A 16,956-nucleotide genomic window follows, 5' to 3' on the forward strand; every position below is an offset into this window, starting at 1 on the left:
AGATATGGTCTAATTAACTTGCCTATACGTATAAATATATAGATGGACAAGGGATGGCTCTTTAGTCTCACTTGATGAAACGGGGGATGAAAGTGAAATGGAATTTTTATAAATCTATCGTACTCTCTATAGCCGCGATCACGCTCGCTGCTGCGGTTATGATCTTTCCAAAAGCGGCGTTTACGGCATCGCTGGACGGTTTAGAGATGTGGTGGGAAGTTGTTTTCCCTTCTCTTTTACCCTTTTTTATCCTTTCCGAAATCTTGATCGGGTTTGGTGTTGTTCATTTTTTTGGCGTGCTGTTTGAGCCTTTAATGCGTCCTTTGTTCAAGGTTCCCGGTTCTGGGGGATTCGTCTGGGCAATGGGGCTTTCATCCGGTTTTCCGGCTGGAGCCAAACTTACGGCCAGACTGTGGCAGCAAAAAGAAATCACTACGATTGAAGCAGAGAGACTCGTTTCTTTTACGAACTGTTCGAACCCGCTGTTTATCTTTGGAGCAGTGGCTGTCGGTTTTTTTAACAATCCGTCTCTCGGTATCGTTTTGGCCTTAAGCCACTATGCAGGAAACATTCTTGTCGGCCTCACCATGAGATTCCACGGGAAGAAAATGATGAAAGGGGAAGATTCGAACCGCTTTTTAACAAGGTTCAAGCCGTTAAGCGCTCTGCAAAAAATGCATCAGGCCCGGCTGGCTGACGGCCGGCCCATCGGAAAGCTGTTAGGAGATGCTGTTCAATCATCTACCAGTACACTTCTGATGATCGGAGGATTTATCATCTTGTTTTCAGTGATCAATAAGGTTTTAAGCCTGTTGGCGATAACGCCTGTCTTTGCACACCTGCTTGAAAAATTTCTTTCGATCCTCTCTATTTCAGGCGTCCTCAGCTATCCGCTCATAACGGGCTTATTTGAGATCACTCTCGGCAGCAAGCTCGCCAGCGAAAGCACAAGCATGCTTTTACAGCAATGCATTATTGTCAGTTTCATTCTCGCCTTCAGCGGCTTTTCTGTTCAGGCTCAGGTTGCCAGCATTCTTGCTGATACGGACATTCGCTTCAAACCGTTCTTTTTCGCCAGGCTTTTGCACGGTCTGTATGCTTCTGTACTAGCAGCGCTGTTCTTTCCCTTGTTTCTTTACAGTCATTCCAAAACATCAATAACTGTTTGGGCACAGAACCAATTGATGATGTACCCTTGGGATGAATATTGGCACTTCTTTATAAAAGCAGGTTCATATATGACACTTGCTGCTCTTATTCTTTCTATATTGATCTGGGGTCTTAAGCATTCGCTCAACAAAAAAAACCCCCGTTTTCATTAAAGGGGGGAACTGAACTTTTGTTTTAAGGCGTCCTGTACGGCGGGGGGAACGAGTCCCTCTACAGATGCATGGTATTTAGCTGCCTCTTTAACGATACTTGAGCTTAAGAAGGAATACTGATTGTTTGTCATCATAAAAAACGTTTCTACTTCTTCGTTCAGCTTTTTGTTGATGGATGCAATCTGCATTTCATATTCAAAATCCGATACTGCCCGGAGCCCCCTAAGTATGACGCTTGCTCCTACGCTTTTAACATAATCGATCAAAAGTCCGCTGAATGAATCGATCCGGACATTTGGAAGTTCACCTGTCACTTCCTGTAGCAGGCCTAACCGTTCTTCTACAGAAAATAATGGGCTTTTGCTCTGATTTTTCGCTACTACAACGATAACCTCATCAAAAACCTTTGCGCCTCGTTTGATAATATCCAAATGTCCAAGTGTGACTGGGTCAAAACTCCCAGAACAAACTGCTATATTCGGCATGCTCTCCACCTCTTGTCCAATGTATTTACTCTTCTCTGCGTAAATATAAAGAAAGCTTAGTACTTCCGTAAGTCTCTTCTCTCACTCTTTCAAGACTTCCGATCGATGAAGGAAGGAGCACACCAGGATCGTGTTCAGCTACAACCTGAACTCCCTTGCTTAATAAGCCATATTCATCAAGTTTTGTTATGTCGTCAGCAATCCGCTGTTTCGCATAAGGCGGATCAAGAAGCACAAGGTCAAATTGAAACTCCCTTTTTTTCAGTGCCTTTAAGGCTCGCTGTGATTCTATTCTATAAACTTCTGTCTTTTCTTCATAACGGCATGCTTTAATATTATTCTTAATCGTCTCTGCTGCCTTTATGTCACGGTCCACAAAGATCATCTTATCCATTCCCCGGCTAAGAGCCTCTATTCCGAGCCCTCCACTGCCGCCGTATAAGTCCAGTCCAATTCCGCCATCAAAATAAGGGCCGATAATATTAAAAAGTGACTCTTTGATTTTATCTGTTGTGGGGCGTGTTGACTGTCCCGGAACAGCTTTCAAAGGCCTGCCCTTGCATTCACCTGAAATAACTCTCATTTTTCCACACCTTACATATCAATTTACGATTAATGGCTGCTTCCAGCTCTTATTCAACATTATCCTATCACACTTTTTTTAGAATAAACAGAAACTGTCAAGTTATTTTACAAGCCTAAAGTATAGAAAATTAGACAAGGGCTATACTAATCCTAACAACATCCCTAATGATGTTGTTGCCAACCGCGGAGAAGACTTACTTCCCCATAAGTTCTTCCTCCGGTTTCTCCTCTCCCATCGCCTTAAAGATAGTAAAAAGTGTTTTTACCTATCCTTGGGCAACCCGCAGATGTTCTGCGGGTTTTTTTTGATTCATAAAAAGCTCCCCTCCCTTTTCAGCCTCAGCCTTGTGTGCTAAAGTCAAAGAAAGAAAGGGGGATCAACGCATCCTATGATTCAGCGTTTTATTGAACTCGGAGAAGGTTATTCAGATATTTATGAACTAATGGAAATCGCCAAAACGAACAAAAAGAGACTCAGTCAGCTGCTCTGTCTAAGAACTGAAATCAACGGGATTCAAAAAGCCTCATTCATCGTAGTACTGCATCCCGCAGATGAAGGAAAATTCCAGCCTTTATACATATGCCGGGAAGGGATTCCGGCAGATTCAAAGCGATATCAGCTTTTTGAAGGGCTCTCCCGGAAACTGGAGAAGAAAATCATCACCTTTGACGTGAAACCTTCAGGAGACTTCGAAGAAAAAGAACTGTATTTTCACTATTTGACCGGCATTTTGCGTTTAAATTATCTAATTCCGCCATTGTTATAAAATAAAAAGATGACCCAATCCTTCTTTCGGGTCATCGTCTTTTATAATCCCATCTTGTAATCATATTCTTTTGCTTTATCCGGGATCTTGCTTTCATATTCTGTTTTGATCTCATGTTTATGAGATCGTTTCACTTCTTTCACAAAATGAAGAGATTCCAGTTTGCCGGCAACATCATCAATTTTTGCTGCATCACAATATATAACAGCATATTTCAACCGTTTTGAAATATAATGTACATTTCCATATCTCCTCAGCTGCTTTGAAAATTTCAGTGAATGCAAATAAACCGCAAGCCCCATTCGGTTTCCAATCATAAATTACTCCTTTAACACCATCATTTTTTTTAGTCTAGCATGATTATTATCAGTCTGCAATTTAATCCCATTTAAGAAAAGGAGTTTCCCCTATGAACCTTGACATCATTTGGAATGGCTTCCTCGAGGCCGTACGGAAGACTTCCTTTATCGATTCTGCAGAAAAAAAACTCATCACCGGTATACCGTTTCTTTATATTAAAACAGATGGATCAGCAGACAGAACGAAAATAGAGGAAGAGATAAAACTTCGATCAATCCAAGCCATGAAGGGCAAAAGGCTGAACGCAGAAATATCCTATTTCAGGACAGATTCTCATTTATATGTATACCGGTTCCGATTTCTCGTTCCTCAACAAAAGATGTTCTGCTGCGGCAACCTTTGTGTAGATTGTATCCGCTATCATAGATAAAAGAAAAATAAGAGCTCTGTTTCGAGAGCCCTTAACCGCAGCTGCATCCGCCTCCGCTTCCGCAACCGCCGCTGCAGCTTTTTGAATCAAAGAATGGGTTGCCTGTCGGCACTTTGATGTGCTCTGAAACGCTTCCCGCTATAAGGGAACTGCATTCGTTTAACAGGCTTTCCAATTCTTTCTCCGCTTTTTTGAAACCGGCTATGGTCTCATTAAAATCGAGTTCCCTTTTTAAAACCCTCACCTTTGTTGATACGGTTTTATAATCTGGATGATACTTTCCAAAACGCTGTACTTCCTCATACAGCTCTTTTGTTTTGTTGAACTCATTGATGAGCTTCTGAGCATTTGCGTCTTGTTCAAGTTTATATTTACACACTCGGTATTGTATGGCAGCTTCTGATTCAGCTATCATCTTTCCGAGAGAATAGGATTCATCCAGCAATTCAAAATCCAGCACTAATCCCAGCATCCTCTCACTCCCTGCAGTGATTACTTATACTTTCTACCTTCATCTTATTATTATAGCCGAAATTATTATGAGATAAAAGAAAAACCGCCTCCATAACATTGACTCCTTCTTATAAAAAAAAGTATAATACTCTCGTTTGAAAGACTTTGAGAGCGAGGACCGCAATGAAACTTGTAACGTTTAACCCTTTTAGAACGATTGGAATCCCTGGCATACAGTATGTAAAGCCTGACAACATGTTCAAAGAGCTTGATAAAATAAAAGCAGCAGATGTCCTTCTTTTTCCGGAAAACTGGCAGGTTAACTCGTTGGTATATGGAATGAAGAAAAAAATATTTCCGAGCATCGAAAGTATTCAGCTTGGGTTTAGCAAAATGGAGATGACACGTGCGTTATGGACGGTTTGCCCAGAAAATCTTCCATACACTGAGATTCTAGGACATTCCAATGAGAACAAGCGCAAGGTTCTGGAGACTTTTCCTTTTCCTTTTGTTGCCAAGGAGATTCGTAATTCAATGGGGAAAGGCGTATTTCTTATTCATAACGAACAAGAATTCGAAGAATATGCAAAAGCAAACGATGTTTTCTATATACAGGAATACCTTCCGATTGACCGTGATCTTCGCGTATGCGTAGTTGGAAATGAGATTATTGGAAGTTATTGGCGCATAGGCAGCAACGGCTTTCATAATAACGTAAGCCAGGGCGGAACCCTCTCATTCGATAACATTCCTGCTGGAGCATTAGAGCTTGTCCTTCGTGTTGCTCAAGGACTCAATATCAACCATGCAGGCTTTGATATCGTTGCGGCGAACGGCCGTTTTTATATTCTAGAGTTTAATGTGCTTTTCGGAAACCAGGCCTTTAACCACCTTGCCGTATCTCCAGAGAAAAAAATTCATGAATATCTTACAGCAGCTGAGATGGACCGGTAAGCAAAGTATGCCCTTTATTATGGTGAAAAGAGAAGCCTATAGCAGGCCTATAGGTCTTCTCCTTTTCCCATCATGCTCAGAAAATCAATCATCAATCCCACTGTTTTCACTTGATTGTGGAACTTATCAATCCGCTGGCCAAATGTCCTCCCAAAAAACACATTCGCTTCACTTTCCATCACTTCCAGCAGAAGGGGATTTCTCGATAGATCCCGATACCATCTAGGTTGCTCCCGAATAAAAAACTTAAGGTCTGGTCTAGTATTTAAATAGTCAATAATTTCCCTTCTCATCCGTCACACCCCTTAGTCTTTAAATACTGAAAAATAACTATCCTTTGAATTTGACGGCGGGCCCTGAACTGATTTGCTGCCCTGGAACTGCTTCAGCAACTGATGAATGCCTTCTATCGCACCGCTGAATTGGACAATATGCTGCTGAATTTCACTGACATTGATGTCTCGAAACATGGAAAAAACATCTCCGACTGTAATTTCTTTTTTAGAATGTTCTTCAGCCGATTCCGATTCCTGTTTCTGTTTTCTTTCCTTCAGTCCCCTGAAATGATCGGTTTTTAATGTATCCTGATCCTTTTCGGCCTTAAAAGCCTTCCAGCTTTCATGATTTGCCCCAAGGAAATACCAATCTTCATAGACATCCCTCCACGTACGATTATTTGAACGGACTTCACTTATCAGCTTAGGATGTTTCTGAACAAATATTCGGAATGCCTCAACGTCCTTTTTCATCTTCTCACCCCCGGCTGTCCTTCAACGACTACAATTCACCTATTACATGATACAGTTCCGCCTATAAAATGGTGCGCCTATTTTTCCTTGTGCTGCTTTAAACATCGTTGTTTACCTTTGTTTTTTGTGTCAAAATTGAAGAGCAGCAGGTGTTGCAACTAGACAGAGAGAGGAAATAAAAAAATGGAATTGTATAAAGAGATGGAGTCTTTCATAACAGAAGCCTCAGAAGAAGAGAGAAATGTGCTGTCAGGCATCATAAAAAGCTTAAAAAATAAAAGGGAACACACCCACTCTACTTATATTTCAAGCTTAATGGATATGAAGCTGAACATCATTAATGATCATAAATTGGAAATCACTGTGCCAATCACTCCATTATTAAGCAACACAATAGGAATAGTGCATGGCGGGCTCACTTCAACTTTAATGGACACCGCTATGGGAACAGCAGCCAACCAGACGCTTTCTGAAGGATCAGCAGCTGTTACCGTTGAAATGAAAGTAAACTTTACTTCTCCCGGAACAGGAAGCTTTCTTCGCTGTGAAGCAGAGGTGCTAAACCGTGGAAAAAAAGTCATCGTTACAGAATCAAAAGTTTACGGTGACCAAAACCAATTAATCGCCGTCTCGACCGGCACGTTTTTTATTGTAAGAAAGGCGTAAGCGGCCTGCTTAGGTCCGACAAGCGCTGGAGCTCTAACACAGCAACACGTTTTTTGTGTTTCAAAAAAAATAAGGGAGATCATCTGACCTCCCCTGACTGCTTATCTTGGCTTTATAAAATTTTGTGTATAATTGCTCCCATAAACCCCCACACCCAATCTAGTATAGTTTTTATTTAAAAGCGCTTCCCGGTGGCCCTGGCTGTTGAGCCATCCCTCTACTGCAGCCGGTCCATCTGTATATTTTGCTGCAATATTTTCACCGGCCTGTGTGTACTTCACTTTTCCCGCTTCTAGCCGTTCGGCCAAGTCACCTGACGTGGGTGACGTATGCGAAAAATAATTAAGCTCTTCCATTTCTTTACTGTGGTTATAGGCCACTTTTGCTGTCTTGCTATCCTTTTCTAAAGGAGCTAACCCATGTTTTAAGCGAATGACATTGGTAATATCCAGAATCTGCTGTTCTTGTCCTTTTTCAATTTTTCTCTTCAACTTTTCGGAGAATACAGGCTGTTTCTCCAAGCTGCCTCTGTATACGACAGAATAGGGTCTTTGCATGAGCAATGTTTCTTTATCCAGATACCTGATGCTGGAAAGCTCTTGAGTAAATTTATCAAAATAAAGCTGAGCATAAATATCATGAAATGGAATAAGAGGACGGGTATTCATTTCATCTTCCGATAGCTCGAAACGAAAGAAATCATCGGTTTTATTAACGGTAACCTCACTCTTAACAGGAATCTCTTTTAGAAGTGACGTTACGGACTGGCCGATCTTGAACGGTTTGATCGGCACTCCGTCCCCTGCCACAAAGACGGTTACCACTTTATTATCCTTGATTCCAGCCTGCATATACTGGTTCTCGGAACTTGAGTAAACATACCAGTCATATCCGTAAGCTGATGGTTCGATCCGGTCCGGGGGGCCAAGCCGTTTGGTCAGATAGTTATTGCTTTTACCTACAAAATTAGCCACGGTCGATTTTTCGATGCTTAATGTTTGAATACTCTCCTGAGGGATTTTATGTTTCTCCTGTCTCTCAGGAGTAGGATAAGAACTCTGATCACAACTGTCCAAAAAGAACGAGATAACGAGAATTGCAAAAAGCGTTAGGATTGCTGTTTTCTTCAAAAGTGGTTCTCCCTTCAAAACATACCTTTCATAACTGTACTTCACAATTGTGGAATTTGTCTATAAATTAAAAAGCACCTTCTACAAGGTGCTTTCATTTAGGGTATTTGCAATTTTACTGAAGCTGATCTCTTTGTTCCGAAATCTCACTTAGTGCCGCACCTGCTTTAGAGTCTGTTTCTTTATGCACAGCGATGTCACCAAGGGAAACAATTCCAACTAAATTGCTGTTCTCTACGATTGGCAAGCGGCGTATCTGATCCTTTGACATGAGATCGGAAGCTTCCTCTATGTTCATGTCCGGGCTCCCTGTTACGAGTTCACTGCTCATGACATCCGTTACCTTCGTTGAACCCTGTTTCTTCTCTGCAACTGCCCTGATGACGATATCTCTGTCCGTGATGACTCCGAGGAGTTTCTTTCCTTCACATACTGGAATGACCCCTACATCATCCTGTTTCATTTTTACAGCAATTTCATAGATGCTGTCCTGTGGTGAACAAGCATCCACGTTCGTTGTCATAATGTCACGTATTGTTTTCATTAAAGATTCCTCCATACTCAATTTTTATCGAGATTAGTGTTTACTTCTGAAGGCATTCTATACGCCCATTCAATAAAGGGGAAATATTATGACAACGATTGCATCTTTAAAGCATTCATACTATCATAGATAAGTAAAGGTTTACATGAACAGTGGGAGGTTAAGGAAATGTTATTTGAAGAAAGCGGCCTGAAGGGTCAAGTTGTCCAATTTTCAATTCTTGAACATATTATGCATAACCATGGAATCATCCGTGCAGGACAGTGGGATTATGAAAGAATTACATACGATTATAAATTTGAAGATATGACGAATGGTGACGTATATTACTTGCGTTTTCCATGCCGTGTGGCAGAGGGCGAAGTTGAGAGCTCTCATGCAAAGATTGAACTATCGGATCCTTACCTTGGAAAACACTATTATCCGCACGGTGTTGAATATGATGAGGAGTTTCCTAAAACAATTACAGATCATTGCAAAAAACTTATTAATCAAGTGATAGAAGAAATCAAATAATGCCCTTCCGGCAAAAAACCCTTTCCCGTCGGAAAGGGTTTTTCCTTTATTCTCTTTTTCCTATTGCATATCCTTCAAACAGCCTTCCTCCGTATGGCTCAAGCACATCATCTGCAAAGCCAATCACCTGCTGTTTCTCTCTTGCTTTATAATACTCATCGAACACCTGAACAAAACGTAGTGCAAACTCCTCATCAAATTCTTTTAACGCCCTTACCATCCATTTCCCTTCACCAATCCAGCAGCTATTTACACGGAGGATAAATTCATGGATCATGTACGCCAATTTTGAAACAATGAAAAGATCTTCAGATGGATTACTCGACCCTTCCAGATCATCAAGCAGGTTTGTGATCTCATAGCGGGCAGAATCCACTTCTTTGGACTTCCACGGTGACGGGCCTCTTTTTAACAAAGCCAGAGATTCATTTTTGATGGCAGCTGCCTGTCCGTTGTCTTTCAGAATGATCCCTTCTGCGCACATCTGTGGAAGTGAGGGTCTTGCTCTGTCTCTGTTTTCCTTAAAAAAAACTTTATAAGACTGAAAGCTGTGAACGAATGCTTCAATTGGCCATCCAAACTCCAGGTACGATTTTCTAAACGAATGATCTGCCAAGGCATCAAAAATCACAATGTCGAGATCAGAGCTTTCGGTACCTTCCCCTCTAACGATACTCCCCGCTAGAAATACAACTTCTCCAGAAGGAAAGAATTGATCAATAAACTTTTTGGCAGCCTCAACGGCCGAATCTCTATTTGACATTATTTCATTCTCCTTAAAAAAAGTCGTAGATAAATGGTGTGTTTTTTGGGAGCAGTGATTCAAATAAAGCGATATCTTCTTCCCTCCCGGATATTCTCCCATGATTCAGCAGGCTTTTAGGTTGTTTATAGTTAAAGAGAATAGCCGTCAGTTCCTTTATTCCAAGGGAAATTCCACGTTTAGGCGCCATTTGGCATGAAGATTCTCCTTCCTTAGCAGGAAAGAAATTCACACTTGGCTGTATCCCATCTGCTGTAACGGAATAGGTACCTGTATTCCATTCAGCGAAGTCATCTTTCACGTGGAGAAACAACGTTTCACCTGGAATCTTGTTAAATGGATATTCTCTTAGAGCCTCAAGAACGTTTACAACTCTCGCCATAAAATAACTGTGCTGCTCCTGATGAATCTTAGGATCATCCAAATAAAATCCCGTTTCATCATCAGGGGGAGCTACAATGGTGACTTCGTTAATCATCGAATCATGATTCCTTATAAAGTTCCAAAGCCCTTCCCAGCTTTCTCTGTCCAGTGCAACAAACTCTTCGATCTCCATTACTTTTTCTTTTATTGAATAAAGGATATAACCTGCACCCTCGTTGTTGCTTTGCCTGTAGAGTGCTATTTTCGAGTTTGAAAGCACATTATTATTCCACCACACTTCGTTTCGCTTCAATGAGCCGTTATAGCGTTCTGAGAATCTCTCATATATTGGAGACAGTATAGGTGAACTGTCTCCAGATAGTCGTTCTACTCTGCCGCTCACCTCATGAAAGGGCGGAAATTGGGTTTTATGTATTTTATATTTTTTGTAATCACACGTTAGTTCCCATCCAAAACTCCGGTAAAACTTTACTGAAAACGGATGAAGCATGGATAGATTAGTACCCGTGTTATTCATCACTTCCAATGAATGTCTGAGCAGCTGCCTGACCAGTCCCTTTCTTCTGTTCTCAGGCCAGGTCGCTACTCCAGCCAAACCGCCCATTTTTACGGATTTTCCCCCTAAATAAGCATCAAACGGAAGCAAATGCAGTTTAGCCAGCAGCTGGCCATTTTCACCAAACGTACCGTAAACGCTTGCAGGATCGAGATTTCGAAGTCTCTTTTCTATATCTTCTTTTGTTAATGAATATCTGAATGCATACTGTGAAAGCTCAAGAGAATGCATCAGTTCTTCCTTTTGAAGGTTTCTAATCACTGGTTTTCCTCCTTTTTCTCTCTAACAACTAGTTCGACATTATACGGTACAACTCTTTTTTTTCAAAAAAAAAAGTTAACCGGCTGCCGGTTAACTTATTGTCTTTATGAATGATTTGCAGCAGCACTCATTTTGATCAGTGCTAAATCTTCTTTGTCTTTCGCCCGTTCTCTTTTTACCCACTTATAAAAAATGTGTCCAAGCACTACTCCGTAAACCACTTCCTGAAGAATTTTCATAACAATTCCTCCGGTCATCTGGTCTTCTAATGGAGGAAGAAACGATACCAGTTCTGGCGCATGAGCATACGTTGAATAGAGCAGATGGCCGGCAAACATGATCAATGCACAGGCTGGCGTCAGTAAAACACCGCTTGCGAATACATATCCAACCTTCTGTAAATCAGACAATGAATTCAATTCTTCAATCGGACAAAGAACTGGCCACCACATCGTAAATGCCGTGATAAACAAGATGGTATGGCTGAGAAAAGCAACAAATCCATTTGCCATGACTGCGTCAAAGACGACTGGCATATGGTAAATGGAAAACAGCGTAATAAAGACTAAGATCGCAATGAGCGGTTTTGTTAAAAAGCGGACGATGTTCATCAGTGAGTTCTGAAGGCTAAACCATTTCAAATACAAACCATGCGGCATACCGAGGATCATAAGCGGCGGCACCACAAGATAGCTTACTGCCATTTCAATCATATGCACGCTGAATAAATAATGATGGCCGATGACATTTAAAGGACTGCCTTTGGAAATATACAAAAATACAAGACCTGCTGAAAAGAAGAACTTTTGCAGCTTTGTTGTTTTTAAAGCCGAGTTTTTGTTGCCGTAATATTTAAAATATAAAATGCCAATGATCAAAATTAGGATGAAAATATCCGGCCGGTAAAGGCTGTAAAAACCAAAATCACTGATTTTTTCATGACTCATGTTATGGTCCATTATATAAACTCCTTTCCCACGGAAAGCAGGGATGTTCAATATTTATGAAAAATGGCTGCTTTAAGCAGCCATTTTCCATTTAAGAAGTCCAGATCATTCCTGCAATACCAACAACCGTAATGGCAGCAACAAGGATTCCGCACATCATTCCCCAAAGCGGGAAATCATGTCCCTTATGACTTAAATGCATCCAGATATACAATTGAAAAAATACTTGAACAACAGCAAGTACGAGAATAAATAGTACCGCAAAAGAATCAGCTACTTTATCACTCCAAATGGCGTAGAACGCAATCAGTGTTAAAAGGATCATCATAATGAAAGAAACATTATGGTGTTTCCTCTCTTCTTTAAACGCCAATTTACGCTGCAGTGCCTCGCTGCGGTGAACATTGGTTTCAGGGTTGCTATGATTAGCCATCTCTTAACCCACCTTCCCCATAAGATACACAACAGTGAAAATGAATACCCAAACGACGTCAACAAAGTGCCAATAGAGGGCAAATAAATAATACTTTGGTGCGTTTACAAGCGTAATTCCGCGATTCCAGTTGCGTACTAGCAATGTAATGATCCATAAACAGCCGAAAGCTACGTGGCCTCCATGGAATCCTACAAGGGTATAGAAGGCAGAACCAAAAGCACTGCTTGTAAAAGTATGCCCTTCATGGACATATTCATTAAATTCATATACTTCCAGGCCAAGAAAGCAAAGACCCAAGAGTAAGGTTACAAAAAACCATCCTTGCAAGCTTTTTACGCGGTTTTGCTTTAATGCAAGTACCGCATATACGCTTGTTAAAGAGCTTGTTAGCAGGAGCATGGTAGCCAGGAATACGGTTGGAAGCTTGAATAGTTCTTCAGTAGTTGGGCCATCCATATTCATATGGCGAAGGCCTAAGTACGTTCCGAACAATGTTGCGAACAAAACGGTCTCTCCACCTAAGAACAGCCAAAATCCTAAAAATTTATTTTTGCCTTCAAGGGTGGCTTTTTCGGGATGTTTCGGAAAGTTAGCATCATTTAATCGTTCATCCGCGTGCATTATTCTTTAACCCCCTTTAAATCGTCTTCCACTTCTTCTTTGTGAATATGGAAGCCATGGTCGTCAATAATTGAACGTAAGAACATGCAAATAAACGTGGCGATTATTCCAATGATTGTTACAGTTATAGTGTTATAAATTAATCCTAACGCTGCGCTAAAAAGCCCGATTGACATAAAGAGCGGGAGGATGGATGGATTAGGCATGTGGATATCCCCGACTGGTTCTGCAGGCGTCATGCCCTTATTCCCAGCTGCTTTTTCAATCCAAAAGGCATCAAGTCCCCGAACTAATGGTGTTTGTGCAAAGTTATATTCAGGTGTAGGATACGGAATGGCCCACTCCAGCGTTCTTCCATTCCAAGGATCGGAAGAAGGTGCATATTTTTTTGAAGCTGAGATGATAATGTTAATTAATAATACAATCGTACCGATTGCCATTAAGAAGGCACCGATTGAACTGATAAAGTTTAATTGATCCAGGTCCTGGCCGGAAAGGTATGTAAATACCCGGCGCGGCATACCCATGAGGCCCAAGAAATGCTGAGGGAAGAATGTAAGGTGGAAGCCGATAAAGAACGTCCAGAAATGAATTTTCCCAAGAGTTTCATTCAAAACCCTGTTAAACATTCTAGGATACCAATAGTATAGGCCTGCAAAAAGACCAAGTATTACGCCACCCACAATTACATAATGGAAATGGGCTACTACAAAATAGCTGTCATGGAATTGGTAGTCAGCTGAAGGAATGGCAAGCATAACACCTGTTACCCCACCCATTACGAATGTCGGGATAAATCCAACCGCCCAAAGCATGGCTGTTGAGAATACGATTTTCCCGCCCCACATCGTGAAAAGCCAGTTAAAGATCTTAACACCTGTAGGAACAGCGATAGCCATAGTTGCTACGGCAAAAATAGAGTTAGCTACAGGTCCAAGGCCGACCGTAAACATATGGTGGACCCATACCATGAATCCTAAGAAACCGATCAATACGGTCGCGAACACCATGGCGCTGTATCCGAAAAGACGCTTTCTTGAGAAGGTCGCAACAACCTCACTGATCGCACCAAATGAAGGCAAGATGAGGATATAAACTTCAGGGTGTCCGAAGATCCAGAAAATATGCTCCCAAATCAAAATATTACCGCCATTGTCCGGGTTGAAAAAGTTTGCATCAAAAACTCTGTCAAAAGATAACATAAATAAACCAATAGTTAATGGAGGGAATGCAAATAGAATCAAACCTGATGTAACGAATGCTGTCCAGGTAAACAACGGCATGCGCATAAATGTCATACCAGGAGCACGCATGTTGATGATTGTTACCAGGAAGTTAATTCCGCCTATAAGGGTTCCTATCCCCGAGATCTGAATTCCCAGTACATAAAAGTCCACCCCCGGTCCCCCGGACGTTGTTGAAAGAGGCGCATAAGCCGTCCAACCAGCGTCTGGAGCTCCTCCTAAGAGCCAGCTTAAATTCAGTAGTACTCCTCCGAAGAAAAACAGCCAGAATCCTAATGCGTTAACAAACGGGAACGCAACGTCCCTTGCCCCGATCTGCAATGGGACTACAGCATTCATAAAAGCAAAAATCAACGGCATGGCCGCAAAGAAAATCATTGTAGTACCGTGCATCGTCAGCAATTGGTTAAACGTCTCAGCAGCGACAAAGTCATTTTCCGGTTTTATCAACTGAATTCGCATTAACATTGCTTCGATTCCTCCAATGATGAAGAAGAATCCCCCTGCAATAAGGTATAAAATACCAATTTTTTTATGATCGACTGTAGTGAGCCAGTCCATCAGCCCACTTCTCTTTTTGTGACTTGCATGAGTAGACACCTTTTTACCTCCTTTTTACAAACCGCTCCTCTTGCCTATTGAAGTTTTAGACTTAGAAGATAGTCAGCTACTGCGTCAACTTCTTCATCATTAAGGGGCACGTTCGGCATGTTATTGCCTGGTTTTACTTTTTGAGGATTTTTAATCCATTTTTCCAAGTTGGCTTTGTTGTGCTCAAGTACACCGGCAACACGCTGTTTATCACCAAAACCAGTAAGATTAGGTCCGGTATTACCGCCGTTTTTGCCTACCGCATGACAAGACATACAGTTCTTTTTAAAGTTTTTTTGCCCTTCAGCAGCATTTCCGGTAGCATTGCCGCTTGCATTCTTGAATGAATCTACCCAAGCCTTGTATTTTTCTTTTGAAACGACTTTTACTTTGAAATCCATAAGGGCATGAGAAGCACCGCATAATTCAGCACATTTCCCTTTATAGATCTGTTCTTTCTTTCCTGTTTCAATCCACATGTAGTTCTTGCTGCCGTCACCAGGATTGGTGTCTGTTTTCCCAGCAAGCGATGGAATCCAGAATGAGTGGATGACATCAGAGGATGAAAGCTCCACATGCACTTTGGTATTAACTGGAAGAACTAGTTCCTGAGAAGTAATAATCTCTTCTTTAGGATACTCAAACTCCCACCAGTACTGATGGCCTGTAACCTTGAGAGCCAGTTCACTCTTTTTAGGTTTATCTTTCGCAGATAAATCAAAAGTTTGCATAACTGTCGGAACTGCAAGAATAATCAGTAAAAGAATTGGAATCGCAGTCCACAGAATTTCGAGCAGATGATTTCCTTCTACCTGTTCAGGAATCGTGTCATCGCCCTTGCGCCTTCTAAATTTGATCAATACAAATACATAAATGATAAAAACGACCAACAATACAAAAATCATAATTGCTAAGCTCAGCACCATTAATGAGTATTGTTTGTTGGCTACTTCACCTTGCGGCATAAGCGCAGACAGTGTTGGATCACCACAACCCATCAGCAGAAGCGCCAGCATTGCAAACAAAGGGATTATTCGCCCTTTACGCAGCAAATTTCTCATCACTTCATAAAACCCCACTTTCTCGTTGTAGTTCAGCTACTATAATCTATTACCTGCTTGTCATAAACGGCATGTGTCCGTTTACATTAAGCAGCAAATAGCAAAAAAAATGTAAGCCCTTTAATATAAAAGGTCTTTAATATATTCATCCAGACGGTTCAAGGAGATGTTCCGTACTGAAGTCGATATTATATGTTTACGAGAATCATAGCGACGAACAATATAGTCAAGTAATTAAGAGAGTAGACAAACATCTGCCTTGCCCACTTGATGTCATCACTTGTCCGGATACCAGATAAACCAAGAGCCAGCCAGCCAAATCCCAGGACAGCGGCTAAAATGGTAAATACCTTGCCAAATGGATACAAATATAAGGAGACCGGGATGAGAGCTGCTACATACCAGATCATCTGGCGCTTCGTCATTTTAAATCCCGATACGACAGGAAGCATTGGTATTCCTGCATTTCTGTATTCTTCACATCTCTTCATCGCAAGCGCCAAAAAATGCGGCGGCTGCCATAAAAACAGAATCAAGAACAGAATCCAAGCTTTTATATCCAGGTTCGCATCCACTGCGGCCCAGCCGATCAGCGGCGGCATCGCTCCGGAAATTCCGCCCACAACCGTATTAATAGAATGGGTTCTTTTAAGCCACATCGTGTAAACAACCACATATACAAATAAACCAATCAATCCAAAAACGGCGGCTGTTAGCGTTGTCATGGCTAGAAGAATAACGCCGATGGCAGATAAAATAATCCCCATCCATAATGCCTGGTGTGCTTCAATCTTACCGGTTACTGTCGGTCTGTCCAAGGTACGATCCATCAAACCGTCAATATCGCGGTCTATGTAATTGTTTAAGCAGCAGCCTCCCGCGATTACAAAGGCTGAGCCGACAACGGCCAGAGCCAAAACATTCAGCTCATCCATAAAGAGCAGACCGTTTAACTTAATGGCAAGAAATATACCTGCAAAAACTGTGATGAGATTTGAAATAACGATTCCCATCTTGGCAATTGCAAGAAAATCTTTCCATGTACCTGTCGGATTAGCTTCCGGTAGAGAATCAGCCTTGATCACTTTGTCAGCATCATCAAATGTCGTTTGAGTTTTGCTCACCGTATACACCTCCTTTACAGGTAAGTTTCCTTCCATTTCCGGTTTTTGTTAAACTATCCAGGTAAAA

At 41.5% G+C, this 16,956-nt stretch carries 22 protein-coding genes; 6 read left to right on the forward strand and 16 right to left on the reverse strand.

Annotation, left to right across the window (positions count from 1 at the left end):
• The first annotated feature begins 86 nt into the window (after nucleotides 1-86).
• Entirely contained in the window at nucleotides 87-1,322 is a 1,236-nt protein-coding gene (gene ylbJ / locus P4361_RS14525) for a sporulation integral membrane protein YlbJ (protein WP_328089843.1), read from the forward strand.
• Here ylbJ and coaD read toward each other — a convergent pair.
• Both coaD and rsmD read right to left on the reverse strand, forming a co-directional pair.
• Entirely contained in the window at nucleotides 1,319-1,807 is a 489-nt protein-coding gene (gene coaD, locus P4361_RS14530) for a pantetheine-phosphate adenylyltransferase (RefSeq protein WP_256225692.1), read from the reverse strand. The genes ylbJ and coaD overlap by 4 nt on opposite strands.
• 25 nt (nucleotides 1,808-1,832) lie before the next feature.
• Complete coding sequence (gene rsmD, locus P4361_RS14535; RefSeq protein WP_062231595.1) at nucleotides 1,833-2,390, reverse strand: 16S rRNA (guanine(966)-N(2))-methyltransferase RsmD; 558 nt, start codon at nucleotides 2,388-2,390, stop codon at nucleotides 1,833-1,835.
• Nucleotides 2,391-2,781: 391 nt separating this feature from the next.
• Here rsmD and P4361_RS14540 point away from each other — a divergent pair, with 391 nt between their 5' ends.
• Nucleotides 2,782-3,159 carry a DUF7147 family protein gene (locus tag P4361_RS14540; RefSeq protein WP_328089844.1) on the forward strand — a complete coding sequence of 126 codons (378 nt, stop codon included), beginning with the start codon at nucleotides 2,782-2,784 and terminating at the stop codon, nucleotides 3,157-3,159.
• A gap of 41 nt (nucleotides 3,160-3,200) precedes the next feature.
• Here the strand turns inward: P4361_RS14540 and P4361_RS14545 are convergent, their stop codons facing one another.
• Nucleotides 3,201-3,476 (reverse strand): YlbG family protein, encoded by a 276-nt coding sequence (locus P4361_RS14545; protein WP_053354605.1) that lies wholly within the window; start codon nucleotides 3,474-3,476, stop codon nucleotides 3,201-3,203.
• 92 nt (nucleotides 3,477-3,568) lie between these two features.
• On the opposite strand from P4361_RS14545, the gene P4361_RS14550 reads away from it, so the two are divergent.
• Entirely contained in the window at nucleotides 3,569-3,889 is a 321-nt protein-coding gene (locus P4361_RS14550; protein WP_328089845.1) for a hypothetical protein, read from the forward strand.
• Between the two features lie 31 nt (nucleotides 3,890-3,920).
• Here P4361_RS14550 and P4361_RS14555 read toward each other — a convergent pair whose 3' ends face one another.
• Nucleotides 3,921-4,361, reverse strand: a complete 441-nt coding sequence (locus P4361_RS14555) for a YlbF family regulator (protein WP_328089846.1) — start codon at nucleotides 4,359-4,361, stop codon at nucleotides 3,921-3,923.
• A gap of 164 nt (nucleotides 4,362-4,525) precedes the next feature.
• Here P4361_RS14555 and P4361_RS14560 point away from each other — a divergent pair, with 164 nt between their 5' ends.
• Nucleotides 4,526-5,296: a hypothetical protein gene (locus P4361_RS14560; RefSeq protein WP_328089847.1), complete on the forward strand. Its 771-nt coding sequence runs from the start codon at nucleotides 4,526-4,528 to the stop codon at nucleotides 5,294-5,296.
• A 47-nt stretch (nucleotides 5,297-5,343) separates the two neighbouring features.
• Here the strand turns inward: P4361_RS14560 and P4361_RS14565 are convergent, their stop codons facing one another.
• Both P4361_RS14565 and ylbD read right to left on the reverse strand, forming a co-directional pair.
• Nucleotides 5,344-5,589 (reverse strand): YlbE-like family protein, encoded by a 246-nt coding sequence (locus P4361_RS14565; RefSeq protein WP_053354609.1) that lies wholly within the window; start codon nucleotides 5,587-5,589, stop codon nucleotides 5,344-5,346.
• Between the two features lie 12 nt (nucleotides 5,590-5,601).
• On the reverse strand, nucleotides 5,602-6,045 hold the full coding sequence (gene ylbD, locus P4361_RS14570) for a spore coat protein YlbD (RefSeq protein ID WP_328089848.1): 444 nt from the start codon (nucleotides 6,043-6,045) through the stop codon (nucleotides 5,602-5,604).
• A 183-nt stretch (nucleotides 6,046-6,228) separates the two neighbouring features.
• On the opposite strand from ylbD, the gene P4361_RS14575 reads away from it, so the two are divergent.
• Nucleotides 6,229-6,711 carry a PaaI family thioesterase gene (locus tag P4361_RS14575; protein ID WP_256225687.1) on the forward strand — a complete coding sequence of 161 codons (483 nt, stop codon included), beginning with the start codon at nucleotides 6,229-6,231 and terminating at the stop codon, nucleotides 6,709-6,711.
• A gap of 101 nt (nucleotides 6,712-6,812) precedes the next feature.
• On the opposite strand, the gene P4361_RS14580 is transcribed toward P4361_RS14575, so the two are convergent.
• Nucleotides 6,813-7,841, reverse strand: coding sequence for a CAP domain-containing protein (locus tag P4361_RS14580; protein ID WP_328089849.1), 1,029 nt, complete (start codon nucleotides 7,839-7,841; stop codon nucleotides 6,813-6,815).
• Between the two features lie 115 nt (nucleotides 7,842-7,956).
• Complete coding sequence (locus P4361_RS14585) at nucleotides 7,957-8,385, reverse strand: CBS domain-containing protein (protein WP_328089850.1); 429 nt, start codon at nucleotides 8,383-8,385, stop codon at nucleotides 7,957-7,959.
• A gap of 168 nt (nucleotides 8,386-8,553) precedes the next feature.
• Between P4361_RS14585 and P4361_RS14590 the strand changes: the two genes are divergently transcribed.
• On the forward strand, nucleotides 8,554-8,901 hold the full coding sequence (locus P4361_RS14590) for a YugN family protein (RefSeq protein WP_053354614.1): 348 nt from the start codon (nucleotides 8,554-8,556) through the stop codon (nucleotides 8,899-8,901).
• Between the two features lie 46 nt (nucleotides 8,902-8,947).
• Here P4361_RS14590 and P4361_RS14595 read toward each other — a convergent pair whose 3' ends face one another.
• The 8 genes from P4361_RS14595 to cyoE all read right to left on the reverse strand — a co-directional run bounded on the left by P4361_RS14595 (nucleotide 8,948) and on the right by cyoE (nucleotide 16,889).
• Nucleotides 8,948-9,664 (reverse strand): nucleotidyltransferase domain-containing protein, encoded by a 717-nt coding sequence (locus P4361_RS14595; protein WP_328089851.1) that lies wholly within the window; start codon nucleotides 9,662-9,664, stop codon nucleotides 8,948-8,950.
• 13 nt (nucleotides 9,665-9,677) lie between these two features.
• The gene (locus P4361_RS14600; RefSeq protein ID WP_328089852.1) at nucleotides 9,678-10,865 is read right to left on the reverse strand and encodes a GNAT family N-acetyltransferase; all 1,188 of its coding nucleotides are present in this window, start codon (nucleotides 10,863-10,865) and stop codon (nucleotides 9,678-9,680) included.
• A 104-nt stretch (nucleotides 10,866-10,969) separates the two neighbouring features.
• Entirely contained in the window at nucleotides 10,970-11,824 is an 855-nt protein-coding gene (locus tag P4361_RS14605) for a cytochrome c oxidase assembly protein (RefSeq protein ID WP_256225683.1), read from the reverse strand.
• Between the two features lie 79 nt (nucleotides 11,825-11,903).
• Complete coding sequence (locus P4361_RS14610) at nucleotides 11,904-12,245, reverse strand: cytochrome C oxidase subunit IV family protein (RefSeq protein WP_053354618.1); 342 nt, start codon at nucleotides 12,243-12,245, stop codon at nucleotides 11,904-11,906.
• Nucleotides 12,246-12,248: 3 nt separating this feature from the next.
• Entirely contained in the window at nucleotides 12,249-12,869 is a 621-nt protein-coding gene (locus P4361_RS14615; RefSeq protein ID WP_248252478.1) for a cytochrome c oxidase subunit 3, read from the reverse strand.
• A complete protein-coding gene (gene ctaD, locus P4361_RS14620; protein ID WP_053354620.1) occupies nucleotides 12,869-14,713 on the reverse strand; it encodes a cytochrome c oxidase subunit I in 1,845 nt (614 codons plus the stop codon). The genes P4361_RS14615 and ctaD overlap by 1 nt, the downstream gene beginning before the upstream one ends.
• Before the next feature lie 35 nt (nucleotides 14,714-14,748).
• Entirely contained in the window at nucleotides 14,749-15,765 is a 1,017-nt protein-coding gene (gene coxB, locus P4361_RS14625) for a cytochrome c oxidase subunit II (RefSeq protein WP_328090027.1), read from the reverse strand.
• A gap of 188 nt (nucleotides 15,766-15,953) precedes the next feature.
• A complete protein-coding gene (cyoE, locus tag P4361_RS14630) occupies nucleotides 15,954-16,889 on the reverse strand; it encodes a heme o synthase (protein ID WP_425590263.1) in 936 nt (311 codons plus the stop codon).
• Between the last annotated feature and the right edge of the window lie 67 nt (nucleotides 16,890-16,956).

The sequence above is a fragment of the Fictibacillus sp. B-59209 genome, assembly GCF_036216745.1.
Lineage (GTDB): Bacteria > Bacillota > Bacilli > Bacillales > Fictibacillaceae > Fictibacillus_C > Fictibacillus_C marinisediminis.